Genomic DNA, 14,384 nt, shown 5'->3' on the forward strand with positions numbered 1-14,384 from the left:
ACCCGCCAGCCTGCCCAGACCCGCCGGCAGCTGGATGACGAGCTGTCGCGGCGGTTCATCGCCCTCGACCCGGCCGGCTATTTCCTGATCAGCGTTGATCCTGAGGCGGGTGAACTGGTGGTGGAGCACTACGGCAACGGCATCGATGAGCGGGGTCTGGCCACTGATCCCGACACCGGCGAAGTGCTGAGCTGCCGCGGCGCAGGCCCGAGGCAGCCGCTGGCGATCTACCGCGGACGCACGGCCAAACAGCTGGGGGTGGTGCTCACTGAGGGAGAGGACCCATCGCCGCTCARCCACCTCGACCACGCCCTCTACCTGGGCAGGGAACTCCAGAAGGCCGAGTGGTGCCTGGAGCAGGGTGTCACCTACATCCAGGACTGAACCAAGCGATCAGGCCGAAATCAGCTCCGGCACTGGTGCGGCAGTGGGCTCGGGAGGTTCCGGTGGAATCTGGGCCAGCTGGGCTTCGATTTCGTTGCGCACAATCGCCCTGTATTCAAGGAAGTGCTCGTTGTGGGCCAGGATGGCAATGAAGCCCTTGAAGCGCTTCGGGTTATGGCGGGCCATGCCGTAGAGGGCCTTCCAGAAGCGGAAGCGGGTGCTGCGGCGGATTCCCTGACGCCAGATGATGATCGCCAGAGCGCGAAGATCAATCCAGCTCACGGGCTTCTTCGGGGTGCCTTCGGGCTCTGGAGTGAGGAACTCTTTGTATTTCTGGGGGGGCAGCTTCAGAAAGTAGTTGTAGACGCGATCAATGTAGGCGTGGGGCTCATAGAGCTTGGAGAAGGCATCCACATATTCATTGGCGATGTCGCGAAGCGGCCTTGTGGGTACAAAATTGAGCAGGTTGGTCTGGTTCACGCCCTTCGCGGCTGACGAATCCTGAATCAGACGCCCTTCCCGCTCGAGACGATGCCAGAGGGCCGTGTTGGGAAGGGCCTGGAGCATGCCCATCATCGCGTGGGGGATGCCGGTGCGGGTCACAAAGTCAACGATGCGATCGCCAGCTCCCTGCTTTTCACCGTCGAAGCCGATGATGAAGCCCGCCATCACCCGCATCCCATAGGATGTGATCTTGTTGACGGAATCGTCCAGGGAACTGCGCGTGTTCTGGAGCTTGCCCGCCACCTCCAGACTGGCTTCATCCGGAGTCTCGATGCCGAGGAAGAGGCTCTCGAAGCGACACTCCACCATCATCTGCATCAACTCATCGTCGGCCGCCAGATCCACCGAGGCCTCGGTGGCGAAGCTGAACGGATAGCGATGATCGATCTGCCACTGTTTCAGCACAGGCAGCAGGCGCTTCACATTGCGCTTGTTGCCGATGAAATTGTCATCCACCAGAAAGACCGAGCGGCGCCAACCGAGGTCGTAGAGCCGCTGCAGTTCGGCAACCAGCTGCTCCGGTTCTTTGGTACGAGGCTTGCGCCCATACAGCACGATGATGTCGCAGAACTCGCACTGGAACGGGCAGCCCCTGGAGAACTGCACCGACATTTCCGAGTAGGCCTCCATTTCCAGGAGGTCGAACCGGGGGATCGGGGTGCCGGTGACATCGGGCTTTTCACCGCCGGAATTGAAGCGCCCCTGCTGATCACCACGCTCAAGGGCCTCGATGAACATCGGCAGGGTGATTTCACCCTCATCGAGCACCTTGAAGTCGGCCAGATCGAGCTCTGGAGCATCAGGGGTGGAGCTGGCGAAGGGTCCGCCCACGGCCACGGGCAAACCCCGCTGCTTGGCCCTGGCGATCTGGGCCGCCATGTCGCCTTTCTGCACGATCATGCCGGAGATCACCACCAGCTCGGCCCAGTCCCACTCCGCCTCGGTCACCTCGCGCACGTTGCGGTCCACGAGCTTCATGGGCCACTCCTGGGGCAGCAGTGCCGCCACGGTGACCATGCCCAGGGGAGGCAGGAGCACCTTGCGGTTCACCAGCTCCAGGATCTTTTCGTAGCTCCAGAACGTCTTGGGAAATTCCGGATAGATCAGCAGGGTGCGCATGGGGGGTCTCGACGTGGCCGGAACAACGGGGCCAACACAGGTGGCCGTCGGAACGTTGCTGAGCTGGGGGGTGCTGAGGTGAAGGGAGCTGACGGAAAGGGTCTGAAGCGGCGGTTCGATCGGCTTCAGGAGAGCGGCTTGGCCGGTTGGGCCGCCTGGGTGGGCCTCCGGACCCATTGTGGGCGCACCTTAGGCAGAAGGCCGGGCCGGTGCCTGGCGAGCCGGGCCTCTGCTGTAATGGGCACACGACTTTGCAGCAGAGGCCACGATGGGTGTAGCGATCTACCTGGGTCTGGTCGGGGGCGGCCTGGTCGCCGCGTTCCTGGGCTCAGTGCTGTTGCGCAGGATCAAGCTGATCTGAGCCGGCTGGCGGCCACGGCATCGCCCACCATGGCTGCGGCGCCCACCACCTCGCCCACGAGGTCGTAGGTGTCCGCTGCGGTGATCCGCACCGGCACCATCGTTCCCGGCGCCGCACAGAGGCCGCCGACGCCCGGGAGCACCCTCACATCCCCGTCCACATCCGGCGCGAAACGGGCACAGCGGCCCAGCATCTCACCGCTGGAAGGGTTCTCCTGCTCAACCAGCACGTCCACGATCCTGCCCACCCAGGCGGCGTTCCGCTCGGCGGCGATCGGTTGCTGCAGGGCCATCAGCCGATCCCTGCGCTGCTCGGCCACGGCCGCCGGCACGGGGTTCGGCAGGTCCACGGCCGCGGTGCCGTCCTCGGGTGAGAACGTGAACACGCCCACGTGGTCGAAGCGCTGCTCGGCCACGAAGTTCAGCAGGTGCTGGAAGTGCTCCTCGGTTTCACCCGGGAAGCCCACGATGAAGGTGGTGCGCAGCACGGCATCGGGAAGCTGCTCGCGGATCCGCTGCAGCAGGTCGCCGCGCACGTTGGCCTGCCAGGGGCGGTTCATGGCCCGCAGCACGTCCGGATGGCTGTGCTGCAGCGGCAGATCCAGGTAGGGCAGCACATTGGCCACGTCCCGGTAGGCCGCCAGCACCTCGGCCGTGAGCCCGGTGGGATAGGCGTAGTGCACGCGGATCCAGGGGATGTCCACCTCTCCGAGGGCCCGCAGCAGCTCGGCCAGGTGGGGCCTGCCGTAGAGGTCGAGGCCGTAGTTGGTGCTGATCTGGCTGATCAACACCAGTTCCTTCACCCCCTGGGCCGCCAGGCTGTGGGCTTCGGCCACGATCGATTCGATCGGCCGGGAGCGCTGGTCGCCGCGCAGCTTGGGGATGATGCAGAAGGCGCAGCGGTAGTCGCAGCCCTCAGCCACCTTGAGATAGGCCACGGCCTCGGAGGTGGTGCGGTAGCGGGGCAGATGCTCGTCGGCCACGAAGGTGGGGGTGGCGCTCACCTGGTTGACCCGCTCGCCGGCCTCCACCCGCTCCAGCACGCTCACGATGTGCTGATAGTCGCCGGTGCCCACGATCGCCCTGGCCTCCGGCAGGCTTTCGAGCAACTCCTCCTGAAAATGCTGGGCCAGGCAGCCGGCGATGATCAGCTCCTTGCCCTGTTCAGCCAGCTCCACCAGGGTGCGCACCGATTCCTCGCGGGCGTCCTGGATGAAGCTGCAGGTGTTCACCACCACCACGCTGGCCTCGCTCTCATCGGCGCTCACGCCGTAGCCCGCCTCAGCCAGCAGGCCGAGCATGTGCTCGGTGTCCACCCGGTTCTTCTCGCAGCCCAGGTGGGCGAAGGCGATGGTGGCCGGGGAGGAGCCGTTGGGGCGCGCGGAACTCATGGGCAGGGGTTGGCCGATCCACCACCCTATGGGGGAGGGGATTGCGCTGGCCCGAGTGTCCTGCTGCGGCGACCATGCCGTTGAGGCGGCTGCGAGAATCCGCGGACTGCCCACCTCCTGCTGTCGATGACCTCCAGCCGACTCAGCGATCGCCTCAACAATTCCCGCCGCCGGGGCGATCCCGGCAAGCGCTGGGTGCGGGTGGTGTTGTCCGTTCTGGCCACGGTGGGCGTGATCGACACGGGCACGATCACCCTGCAGCGCTGGGGCCTGTTCGGCCAGCTGGCCTGTCCGGGCGGCGCTGAGGGCTGCGACAAGGTGTTGAACAGCGCCTGGGGCAGCGTGCTGGGCCAGCCCCTGTCGCTGTTCGGCTTCCTGGCCTACCTGGCCATGCTGCTGATGGCGGTGGTGCCTCTGGTGCTCAAGGGCGACCTGCGCGATCGCCTGGGCTCCCTGAGCTGGTGGGGCATGTTGCTCACCAGCATCGGCATGGCGGTGTTCAGCCTGCTGCTGATGGGCGTGATGGTGCTGAAGATCCAGGCCTTCTGCTTCTTCTGCGTGCTCTCGGCTGTGGTCAGCGTGTCGCTGCTGGTGTTCACCCTGCTGGGCGGCAGCTGGGACGATCGCGGCCAGCTGCTGTTTCGCGGCGTGCTGGTGGCCCTGGCGGTGGGGCTGATCGGCCTCGGTTGGGCCACGGCCGTGGACCGCCCCGTGGTCGAGACCCTGCCTGGGACTCCGCCAGTGGTGGAGACCGAGAGCACCCCCCTGACCCTGGCCCTGGCCGAACACCTCACTGAGACTGGAGCCGTGATGTACTCCGCCTACTGGTGCCCCCACTGCCAGGATCAGAAGGAGATGTTCGGCCAGGAGGCCAGCAAGAAGCTCAAGGTGATCGAGTGCGCCGAGGATGGGGTGGGCAGCCAGAAAGCCCTCTGTGACAGCAAGGGCGTGCAGGGCTTCCCTACCTGGGAGATCAATGGCCAGCTCGATTCCGGTGTAAAGCCCCTGGAGCGCCTGGCCCAGGTGAGTGGCTTCCAGCCCCAAAGCTGACCGGCTTCAGGCCTCGCTGTGCCGATGGCCAGTGGGCCCCTGCTTCACGGCGGCCGTGCTGATCGGCCTGCGGCGGCCCTGGCAGCTGTGCACCCGCCAGAAGGGCTGGCTGCTGGGCGTGTCGGTGCGGAAGTGGCCACCGCGGCTCTCCTGGCGGAACAGGGCGGCCTCCATCAGCAGCTCCGCCAGCACCAGACGCTGGTGCAGCTCCTGGTGCAGGGGCCAGCTCTGCCGAGACGCCTGCGTCAGCTGGAGCCGCTGACCCACGCTTAGTCCCTGAACCCTTTGCCAGCTGGGGTCGTGTTCCAGTCTGAGGCGTTGGCGTCGAATCGTGGTAAGACTCTTCGCCAGGGCCTGGCCCTGGCGTTCCACCCCCGCCACCTGCCAGCACAGCTGTCTGAGCTCCTGGATCTGCTCCTTCAGCGCTGACGACCCCAGCCTCGGTGCGGCGAGGACCCCGGCCACCTCGGCGAGCCCCTCTGGGGCGGCTGAGGGCCCGAGCGCGATCTGGCGCAGCTGCCGGGCGAACACCAGGCACTCCATCAGGGAGTTGCTGGCCAGTCGGTTGGCCCCGTGCACGCCGCTGCAGGCCAGTTCTCCCACGGCATAGAGCCCAGGCAGGGTGGTGGCAGCGGCCAGGTCGGTGCGGACACCGCCCATCCAGTAGTGGGCCGCTGGTGCCACAGGCAACGGCTCTGCTGTGGGCTCCAGTCCCAGCTCCCGGCAGCGCCCCAGGATGGTGGGGAACTGGCGGCTCAGGTGCTCCTGGCCGATCGGCCTGAGGTCGAGCCAGAGATGCTCCACACCCTGCTGCCGCATCCGCCGTGCCAGGGCCCGGCTCACCTGGTCCCTCGGGGCTAGATCCCCCCCCTCCAGTTCCGCCACCGGGCTGGCCCCGCTCCCGTCCAGCAACCGGGYYSYKTMKMMGMGNCANSGCCTCGGAGATCAGGAAATGGGGGGCCCCGGGCAGCATCAGGGCCGTGGGGTGGAACTGCACGAACTCCAGGTCGCGCACCTCGGCACCGGCCTGCCAGGCCATCGCCAGGCCATCGCCGCTGGAATGGGTCGGGTTGGTGGTATGGGCGAACAGATGGCCGCCGCCGCCGGTGGCCAGCACCACGGCCCGGGCCCRCAGCCAGTGGATCTGATCTCCCTCCAGAAGCTGCAGCCCGCAGCAGCGCCCCGCCTCCACCAGCAGCTGCAGGGCTACCACCCCCTGGCGCTGCTCCAGGCCGGGGCGGCGACGCACCTCCCGCTCCAGGGCATCCACGAGGGCGCCGCCGGTGCGGTCCTGGGCGTGCAGCACGCGTCGGTGGCTGTGGGCGGCCTCCAGGGTGGTGCTGAGGGCGGTGCCGTGGCGGTCGAAGGCCATGCCGAGCTCCAGCAGGCGTTGCACGCAGCCGGGGGCCTCATGCACCAGCAGTTCCACGGCCTCGAGGTCGCAGAGGCCGGCGCCGGCTTTGAGGGTGTCGTCGCGGTGGCTGGCAAAGCTGTCGGTGGCGCTGGTCACGGCAGCAATGCCACCCTGGGCCCAGCGGCTGGCGGAGCGGGGTTTGCGTTCCTTGCTGAGCAGCAGCACCCGCAGACCGGCGGGCAGCTCCAGACAGCTCATCAGCCCGGCGGCGCCGCCTCCCACCACCACCACATCCCAGTCACACTGCGCCATGGGTGCTGCGGGCTCGGGGCTGCCGCCGGCATGAAAAAAGCCGCCGGAAAGCCCCGACGGCGTTCAACGGTGCAGGAAGCCTAGGGGCTGGCTTCAGCGGTACTGCCCGTCGTTGATGCGATCGAAGCCCTCGTTCAGGGCAATGGACGCCGGGGTCACGGTGAAGTTGTCCTTGTACTTGTTGAACAGCTCCTTCTGGCGCTCGGTGAGGTCGAGGTTCAGCACGTCATCGACGCTGTCGTAGGGGCCGCCCAGCACGATCTTGCCGGCCAGGGTGGGGTACATGCCGGGGTAGTCCTGGAAGCGGCGCACGGAACTGTTGTTGAGGTCCACCTTGCCGCCGCGTTCAGCGATCTTGTCGTCGGCGGTGTTGCGACGCTCAGCCGCCCCCGCTGCCGGAGGCAGCACCAGGGTGACCAGCAATCCGGCCAGCACAAGACCACTCATCAGCCAGGCAGCCAGCCTTTTCATCACGAGAACTCTCCGGAGAAGGACAGGAACAGGCGGTGGCCGGACCACCGACCGCTAACCGTACAGAAGGGAATCGTCTGAAATCCCCCCAGCCCTTCAGGCATTTGCAGATCTTCAGATCAGGCCGGTGAGGCCCGGGGCCAGCAGAGCCAGCAGTAGAAACAGACCGTCCACGGCCAGGGTGGTGATCAGGGTGGCGCCCACCACCTGACCCAGCTCGCCTCGCTGCCACAGCCAGCGGCTGGCCGCGAGCAGCAGGGCGGCAAAGCCGGCCACCAGGGCCAGGCAGGCCGGCTGCAGCACCTGCAGCCCTGCGGCGTGCAGCACTAGCATCGCCTCGCCGCCTGGGGCGGCGAGGGCCTCGGGCCAGAGGGGCATCAGGCCGGTGGCGGCGATGGCCGCGTCGGTGCTGGCCGTGCCGATCAGGGAACCCAGGTAGAAGCCGCAGGCCAGGCGCCAGCGGCTGCCCAGGCCCGCCAGGGCCAGGGGCAGGGCAAAGGCTTCGATCGGCAGGTGCCAGAGGGGATGCAGACGGGCCCAGCCCCAGAACAGCGAACCGGCCAGCCAGCTGCCGGAGAAGCCCACCAGCAGCAGTCCCAGATGGCGTAGCCGGGGCTCGCTGCGGCGCTCCAGACCCAGGCCGATCGCCAACAGAACAGCGGTGAACAGCACTGAGCTGGCGGGCGCGAACCGCACCCAGGGGGCCTGCAGGAACACCGGCAGGGCCACCAGCACTACGCTGATGACCACCAGGCCGAGGCGGGGCTGCAGCAGCGTCTCAGTCGATGAGGCCTGGGGTCTGGCCGGGCCGGCTCCCACCAGCCCAGGGGTCAGAGCGTCAGAGACGGTCGGTCGAGGCAGTGTGCTGGCGGGAGCCCCGATCACCGTGTTGTGAAGAAAGTTGTGCAACCTTAAGGGGTCTGCAGCACCCGCCTGGCCATAGGGTCGGCCATCGATGCGCGCCCACCGGGATGCAGGCAGCTGGATCGATCGCTGAGGCCGGGCTGCAGCCCGGCCTGCTGGAGGCCTGTTGGCGAGCCCTGGTGCTGGGAGTGGTTCAGGGGCTCACCGAGTTTCTGCCGATCAGCAGCACGGCCCACCTGAAGGTGGTGCCGGTGATGCTCGGCTGGGGGGATCCGGGCGTGGCGGTGACCGCCGTGATCCAGCTCGGCAGCATCGCGGCCGTGGTGGCCTACTTCCGCCATGACCTGCGCGAGGTGCTGGGGGCCATGGGGCGAGCCTGCCGCCACGGGCAGTGGAGCGACCCCTCGGCCCGGCTGGGGGTGGCGATCGGCCTGGGCAGTGTGCCGATCGTGCTGGCGGGCCTGGCCATCAAGCTCTGGGTGCCGGACTTCGACAATTCGCCGCTGCGCAGCCTTACGGCCATTGCGGTGGTGTCGATCGTGATGGCGCTGCTGCTGGCCCTGGCCGAGGCCCTGGGTCGCCGTCGCCGCCAGCTGGTGGCCGTGCGGCCCTGGGACGGGATCCTGGTGGGCCTGGCCCAGATGCTCGCCCTGGTGCCCGGCGTGTCGCGCTCCGGCAGCACGCTCACCGCGGCCCTGTTCGATGGCTGGCAGCGGGCCGATGCCGCCCGCTTCTCCTTTCTGCTGGGCATCCCGGCGATCACCCTGGCCGGGTTGGTGCAGCTCAAGGACGCCCTCGAGGCTCCGGCTGCAGGCGGCGTGATTCCGATGCTGGTGGGCATCGCCTCGGCGGCTGTGGTGTCCTGGGCGGCCATCGCCTGGCTACTGCGCTATCTGCAACGCCACAGCACCTGGCTGTTCGTGGGCTATCGCCTGCTGTTCGGCCTGGCCATCCTGCTGGGCCTGCGCGCCACAGTGGGGCCGTGAACGCGGACTTCTGAACAGCAGCGACCATGTGGAACGAACCTTCCGCCGGGATCGCTCTGGCCGGGCCGTCCGGCGAGCCCCTCAGCCTGCCCCAGCCGGCGGTGGTGGCCAGCGTGGAGCCCGAGTCGATCGGGGCCGAGCTGGGCGTTGAGCCCGGCGACCGCCTGCTCAGCATCAATGGCCGCCGTCCCCGCGATCTGATCGACCTGCAGATGCTGGTGGGGGAGGAGGAGCTCGTGCTGGAGATCCAGGATCCAGGCGGCACGCTCCACACCGTGGAGCTGGAGAAGGATCTTGACGCGGGCCTGGGACTGGTGTTCACCGAGGCTCTCTTTGATGGCCTGCGGCAGTGCAACAACGCCTGCGCCTTCTGCTTCATCGACCAGCAGCCCCCCGGGCGCCGCCGCAGCCTCTACCTCAAGGACGACGACTACCGGCTGAGCTTCCTCTACGGCTCCTACCTCACCCTCACCAACCTCACCCCAGCCGACTGGCAGCGGATCGAGCAGCAGCGCCTCTCGCCCCTGTTCGTGTCCGTGCATGCCACCGATCCGGAGCTGCGCAGCCGCCTGCTGGTGAACCCGCGGGCCGGGCAGCTGCTGGAGCAGCTGCGCTGGTTCGCGGCCCGCGATCTGCAGATCCATGCTCAGGTGGTGGTGTGCCCCGGCCTCAACGATGGCCCTGCCCTGGAGCGCACCCTGCGGGATCTGGCCGGTTTCGGCGGCGGCGACTGGCCGGCGGTGCTCTCGGCGGCCGTGGTGCCCGTGGGGCTGACCCGCTTCCGCCCCAAGGACGATGCCCTGCGGCCGGTGGACCGGGCCTGTGCCCGCCAGGTGGTGGCCCAGGTGGAGGCGCTCCAGGCCGAGTTCGAGCCGGCCCTGGGCAGCCGCTTCGCCTGGCTCTCCGACGAGTGGTATCTGCTCGCCGGCCTGCCGCTGCCGCCGCGGCGCGCCTACGAGGACCTGCCGCAGCAGGAGAACGGCGTGGGCAGCATCCGCGCCTTCCTCGAGGCCCTCGATGCGGCTACCGCCGCCCTGCCCCGCCGCCTGGATCGCCCCCGCGGCCGCAGCTGGGTGGTGGGCCGGCTGGTGGCCGAGGCCCTGCAGCCCGTGGTGGATCGCCTCAATGCCGTGGAGGGCCTGGAGCTGGTGCTGCACGGGCTGGAGAGTCCCTACTGGGGGCAGCAGCAGGTGGTGACCGGGCTGCTCACCGGCTCCGACCTGCTGGAGGGCTTGCGGGGCGCCGACCTCGGCGAGGCGCTGCTGCTGCCGAGCGTGATGCTCCGCCAGGGGGAGCCGGTGTTCCTCGACGACATGACCCTGGAGCAACTGCGTTCGGCCCTGCCCGTTCCCGTGCTGCTGGTGGGGAGTGCGGCCGATCTTGTGGCCTGCTGTATCGGCAGTGACGGGCTGGATCCTTAAACTCCGGCAGAACCGTAAGGACTCCGGCGTGTCCCGACTCGCATCCCGCCTGGCCTTGCTGGGCGTTCTGGGCCTGCCCCTGACCACTGGGCTGCTGGGGCCCGTTGGCGCCCTGGCCCAGGAGGAGTCTCCTGAGGCCGGTCTGCCGGAAGCCGGCGAGGCCGAGCTGCCCGAGGCCACTGCGGCCACCGAGGCCCTGCCCCTGGCCCCGGACGTCAAGGGCGAGCGCCCGCGGCTCAATCCGGCGCTTGTGACCCCGGCGGCCACCGAACTGCAGCCTGGTCTGGAAGATCTGCCGGCCCCGGACTCCCTCGCCCTGCCCACACGGCCGGAGCAGGTGGTGATCCAGGAACTGCGGCCCCTGACCCTGGTCCAGGTGGAGAACCTCGCCGAGGTCAACAATCCCAACCTCAAGGCGATCGCCTCCCAGGTGGATCAGGCCCAGAGCGCCCTGCGTGCCCAGATCGCCCTCTGGTACCCCAGCATCGATCTGAACGCCAATGCGCTGCCTTCCTTCAGCTACTCAAGGCAGCGCAACAGTCTGAGCAATGGTGACGTCGAGACCCGTACCCAGGACCGCTGGGCAGCGGGTCTGGCGATCACCGCCCAGTGGGCCCTGATCAACCCGCAGCGCACGCCCTCGATCGCGGCGGCCCGTGATGAGTTCGAGAGGGCCAAATACCAGTATGTGATCGCCCTGCGGGATCTGCGTCTGCAGGCCGCCCAGCTCTATTTCACCCTGCAGCTGCGCGATGATCAGGTGAGGATCGGCCAGCAGTCGGTGCGCGCCTCCCTGGTGAGCCTCCGGGATTCCCGGGCTCGCTTCCAGGCGGGGGTGGCCACCAAGCTGGAGGTGCTTGAGGCCGAAACCCAGCTGGCCCGCGACCAGCAGCTGCTCACCGCGGCCCTGGCGGAGCAGTCGATTTCCCGCCGCCGCCTCGCTGCCCTGCTCGACCTGCCCCAGAACGTCACCGCCACCGCGGCCGATCCGTCCCGGGTGCTGGGGGTGTGGCAGCCCTCGATCCAGGAGAGCATCGTGGCGGCCTACGCCTTCCGCGAGGAGCTCGACCAGATCCTGCTGGACATCTCCATCTCCAACAGCAACGCCAACGCCGCCCAGGCCGCCAGCCAGCCCTTCCTGAACGTCTTCGCGGAACTCGGCTCCGACTTCGACAACGGCGGTCAGGACGTGGGTGACATCACTGTTGATTCCTCCAGAAGCTTCGACACCCGCGTGGGGCTCAATTTCAGCTGGAGCCTGTTTGATGGCGGGGCGTCGGCGGCCCAGGCCCGTCAGAGCCGCCAGCGGGCCCAGCAGAACCGCTTTGAGTTCGCCGACCGCCGCGACTCGATTCGCGAGGAGGTGGAGGAGAGTTTCTACAATCTCGAAAGAAACAACCGCAACATCACCACCGCGGCCCGCGAGGTGATCTCCGCCCGGGAATCCCTGCGGCTGGCCCGGTTGCGCTTCCAGGCCGGCGTCACCACCCAGCGGGAGGTGGTGGACACCCAGCGGGACCTCACCCAAGCCGAGGTGCGCTACGCCGAAGCCATCACCGAATACAACGTGAACCTGGCCGAGCTGCGGCGCGGCACCGGTCTCGATCAGATCACCACCTGTCCGGCCCGCAGCCTCTCGCCGATCAAGCCTGAGCCAGCCGCCGACATTCCAGTTGAGCCCACCCCTCTGCTGCCGGCCTGCCAGGCCGCTGTGCCCGGGCCGGCCTGATCGGTGGCCACGGCCGAGGCTCCGATGCAGGCCCAGGGCCTTGGCCTGGCGCGCACCCTGCGCCTCGGCCTCTTCCAGGGCTGCCTCGGCTGTCTGGCGGTGATCTTCGCGGGCCTGCTCAACCGGGTGATGATCAGCGAGCTCAACATCCCGGCCTTGCTGGTAGGGGTCGCCCTGGCCTTTGAGCAGTTCGTCTCGCCGGCCCGGGTGCTGGTGGGTCAGGTGTCCGATGCCCACCCCCTGGGCGGTCGTCACCGGCTCCCCTACATCTGGATGGGCACGGCGGCCTTCTGCACCCTGGCCGTGCTCTCGATTCCCCTGATCTTCCACGTGGCTCGCCTGCTGCAGACCGGCGAGGCCCACACCATCACGGCGGGGGTGCTCGCCCTCTGCGGCCTGTTTGCCGCCTACGGGCTGGCCATTTCCACCGCCTCCACGCCCTACCTGGCCCTGGTGATCGACCGCACCAACGAGCAGGAACGCCCCAGGGCGGTGGGCATCATCTGGTGCCTGCTCACGGTGGGCATTGTGGCGGGCGCCATCAGCATCGCCATCGGTCTGCGCGGCCTCGATGGGGTGGAGGACCCCGCCGTGCTCGAGCCGGCTCTGTTCGCCTTCATGGTGAGGGTGGTGCTGGCGGTGCTGCTGATCACCCTGGTGGCCACCGTGGGCATGGAACGTCCCCGAACGGGTCAGCAGCTCAGCACGGCGGACGCTCGCCAGGATTCGATCACCCTGAAACAGTCGTGGGCCCTGATCACCTCGAGCCGCCAGGTGCTGGTGTTCTTCCTGTTCCTGGTGCTGTTCACCCTGGCGCTGTTCCTGCAGGACCCGATTCTCGAGAGCTACGGGGCTGAGGTGTTCGGGATGCCGATCGCGGCCACGGCCTCGCTGAATGCCCTGTGGGGAATCGGCACCCTGTTGGGCCTGCTACTGGCCGGTCTCTGGATCGTGCCCAAGGCCGGCAAGCTGGCCACGGCACGGCTCGGCTGCCAGCTGATCCTGGCGAGTCTGCTGTTGTTGATGGCGGCGGGCGCCCTGGGTCAGATCCCGGTGTTACAGGTTGTGATGGTGCTGTTCGGGCTGTCGGCCGGCATCGGCACCAACAGCGCCCTGGTGCTCATGCTGGATCTCACCCTTCCCCAGGCGGCCGGCACTTTCATCGGGGTCTGGGGTCTGGCCCAGGCCATGTCCAGGGCCCTGGGCAAGGTGATCGGCGGCGGCCTGCTCGATCTGGGGCGTTGGCTTCAGGAGATCAGCGGACTGTCGCCAGGCCCTTTGCCCCCCTTCGCCCTGGTGCTTGGCGTCGAGGCCCTGGTGGCGCTGGCGGCCCTGGTGGCGCTGAGCCGCGTCAACCTGCGCCAGTTCAGGGAGGATACGGGCAGAAGTCTCAGCAAGGTCCTGGCCCTCGAGATTGGATGACCACAAMACCCACCCGCCCTGCTCTGGATCCAAGGCTTGCAGCCCTGCTCGATCGGGTGGCCGAGCGGCAGCGCGCGGATTTCGGTCATGCCGTGTCGGATCTGAAGGCCGACGGCAGCCTGATCACGGCCTGTGATCGCTGGAGCGACGCCACCCTGGTGCAGGGGCTGGGTGAGCTCTTCCCCAGGGAGGGAGTGCTGAGCGAGGAGGGCGACAAGCATGTCCCCCGGAGCGAGGCCTTCTGGGTGGTTGACCCCCTGGACGGCACCACCAATTTCGCGGCGGGCATCCCCTACTGGGCCATCTCGCTGGCCCGTTTCGAGGCAGGGCGGCCGGTGCTGGCCGTGCTGGATGTGCCGCCGCTGCGCCAGCGCATCGTGGCGGTGCGGGGCCAGGGGGCCTGGCGCAATGGCAAGCCCCTGCATCCCCCCTCGCTGCAGGCCCATCCCGCCGGCTGTGCCTCCCTCTGCAGCCGTTCGATCGGGGTGCTGCAGAATCTTCCCAACCGCCGCTTCCCCGGCAAGATCCGCCTGCTCGGGGTGGCGAGCCTGAACCTGGTGAGTGTGGCCATGGGCCAGACCGTCGCGGCCCTGGAGGCCACGCCCAAAATCTGGGACCTGGCGGCGGCCTGGCTGGTGCTCGATGAACTCAGTTGTCCGCTGCGCTGGCTGCTGCGTTCGCCTGAGCAACTCCAGCCCGGCAGCGATCAGACCCTGGCCGACTATCCTGTGCTGGCGGCCGATCGCGGCACAACGCTGGAGCGCTTCATGCCGTGGGCGGACGCTCTGGTGACGCTCAAGCCTGAAGCACAGGCAGAGGAGGGCTGAGCAGGTGCTATGGTTTTGAACTGCTCCGAGAGGTGAAGGCCGCGAGGCTGGAACCAGAGAGGAGCAGGCTTACAGAGATGGAAGAGCGCCTGCGAGAGCGGCCCTTCGGTGCTGTAGGTTTCTTTGGTCGCTGCGAGGCGACAGCCACCGAGAGCTTCTGGAAACGGGAGTGGAGGTAGCAGAACCTGGA

At 68.1% G+C, this 14,384-nt stretch carries 11 protein-coding genes and 1 pseudogene; 7 read left to right on the forward strand and 5 right to left on the reverse strand.

Annotated features, from left to right (window positions below; all coding sequences use genetic code 11):
- Positions 1–384: DUF4346 domain-containing protein (locus IQ216_RS04975; RefSeq protein WP_370566606.1), on the forward strand; the 384-nt coding region annotated here is incomplete at its 5' end.
- A gap of 9 nt (positions 385–393) precedes the next feature.
- Here IQ216_RS04975 and IQ216_RS04980 read toward each other — a convergent pair.
- Together IQ216_RS04980 and rimO are read right to left on the reverse strand one after the other, a co-directional pair.
- Positions 394–2,007 carry a B12-binding domain-containing radical SAM protein gene (locus tag IQ216_RS04980; protein ID WP_193814582.1) on the reverse strand — a complete coding sequence of 538 codons (1,614 nt, stop codon included), beginning with the start codon at positions 2,005–2,007 and terminating at the stop codon, positions 394–396.
- Between the two features lie 347 nt (positions 2,008–2,354).
- A complete protein-coding gene (rimO, locus tag IQ216_RS04985) occupies positions 2,355–3,758 on the reverse strand; it encodes a 30S ribosomal protein S12 methylthiotransferase RimO (RefSeq protein WP_193814583.1) in 1,404 nt (467 codons plus the stop codon).
- A gap of 126 nt (positions 3,759–3,884) precedes the next feature.
- Between rimO and IQ216_RS04990 the strand changes: the two genes are divergently transcribed.
- Entirely contained in the window at positions 3,885–4,808 is a 924-nt protein-coding gene (locus IQ216_RS04990) for a vitamin K epoxide reductase family protein (RefSeq protein ID WP_193814584.1), read from the forward strand.
- A 6-nt stretch (positions 4,809–4,814) separates the two neighbouring features.
- Here IQ216_RS04990 and nadB read toward each other — a convergent pair.
- The 3 genes and pseudogenes from nadB to IQ216_RS05005 all read right to left on the reverse strand — a co-directional run bounded on the left by nadB (position 4,815) and on the right by IQ216_RS05005 (position 7,695).
- Positions 4,815–6,474, reverse strand: a pseudogene (nadB, locus tag IQ216_RS04995) (L-aspartate oxidase).
- 93 nt (positions 6,475–6,567) lie between these two features.
- Complete coding sequence (gene psbU, locus IQ216_RS05000) at positions 6,568–6,945, reverse strand: photosystem II complex extrinsic protein PsbU (RefSeq protein ID WP_193814585.1); 378 nt, start codon at positions 6,943–6,945, stop codon at positions 6,568–6,570.
- A gap of 114 nt (positions 6,946–7,059) precedes the next feature.
- Positions 7,060–7,695, reverse strand: a complete 636-nt coding sequence (locus IQ216_RS05005) for a DUF3120 domain-containing protein (protein ID WP_186700093.1) — start codon at positions 7,693–7,695, stop codon at positions 7,060–7,062.
- Positions 7,696–7,916: 221 nt separating this feature from the next.
- Between IQ216_RS05005 and IQ216_RS05010 the strand changes: the two genes are divergently transcribed.
- From IQ216_RS05010 to IQ216_RS05030, 5 genes are read left to right on the forward strand one after another with little or no spacing between them, the layout of a single operon-like run.
- The gene (locus tag IQ216_RS05010; protein ID WP_193814587.1) at positions 7,917–8,795 is read left to right on the forward strand and encodes an undecaprenyl-diphosphate phosphatase; all 879 of its coding nucleotides are present in this window, start codon (positions 7,917–7,919) and stop codon (positions 8,793–8,795) included.
- Between the two features lie 26 nt (positions 8,796–8,821).
- On the forward strand, positions 8,822–10,216 hold the full coding sequence (locus tag IQ216_RS05015; protein WP_193814588.1) for a TIGR03279 family radical SAM protein: 1,395 nt from the start codon (positions 8,822–8,824) through the stop codon (positions 10,214–10,216).
- Positions 10,217–10,244: 28 nt separating this feature from the next.
- Positions 10,245–11,945: a TolC family protein gene (locus tag IQ216_RS05020; protein ID WP_370566607.1), complete on the forward strand. Its 1,701-nt coding sequence runs from the start codon at positions 10,245–10,247 to the stop codon at positions 11,943–11,945.
- A gap of 24 nt (positions 11,946–11,969) precedes the next feature.
- Positions 11,970–13,367, forward strand: a complete 1,398-nt coding sequence (locus tag IQ216_RS05025) for a BCD family MFS transporter (protein ID WP_193814592.1) — start codon at positions 11,970–11,972, stop codon at positions 13,365–13,367.
- Complete coding sequence (locus tag IQ216_RS05030) at positions 13,364–14,194, forward strand: inositol monophosphatase family protein (RefSeq protein ID WP_193814589.1); 831 nt, start codon at positions 13,364–13,366, stop codon at positions 14,192–14,194. Before IQ216_RS05025 ends, IQ216_RS05030 begins: the two co-directional genes overlap by 4 nt.
- Positions 14,195–14,384: the final 190 nt, after the last annotated feature.

Source organism: Cyanobium sp. LEGE 06143, from assembly GCF_015207535.1.
Lineage (GTDB): Bacteria > Cyanobacteriota > Cyanobacteriia > PCC-6307 > Cyanobiaceae > NIES-981.

Excerpts from the sequence above, each read along its gene's own strand:
- IQ216_RS04980 (WP_193814582.1), bottom strand. The coding sequence starts at position 2,007 with ATGCGCACCCTGCTGATCTATCCGGAATTTCCCAAGACGTTCTGGAGC.
- rimO (WP_193814583.1), bottom strand. The coding sequence starts at position 3,758 with ATGAGTTCCGCGCGCCCCAACGGCTCCTCCCCGGCCACCATCGCCTTC.
- IQ216_RS04990 (WP_193814584.1), top strand. The coding sequence starts at position 3,885 with ATGACCTCCAGCCGACTCAGCGATCGCCTCAACAATTCCCGCCGCCGG.
- psbU (WP_193814585.1), bottom strand. The coding sequence starts at position 6,945 with ATGAAAAGGCTGGCTGCCTGGCTGATGAGTGGTCTTGTGCTGGCCGGA.
- IQ216_RS05010 (WP_193814587.1), top strand. The coding sequence starts at position 7,917 with ATGCAGGCAGCTGGATCGATCGCTGAGGCCGGGCTGCAGCCCGGCCTG.
- IQ216_RS05015 (WP_193814588.1), top strand. The coding sequence starts at position 8,822 with ATGTGGAACGAACCTTCCGCCGGGATCGCTCTGGCCGGGCCGTCCGGC.
- IQ216_RS05025 (WP_193814592.1), top strand. The coding sequence starts at position 11,970 with ATGCAGGCCCAGGGCCTTGGCCTGGCGCGCACCCTGCGCCTCGGCCTC.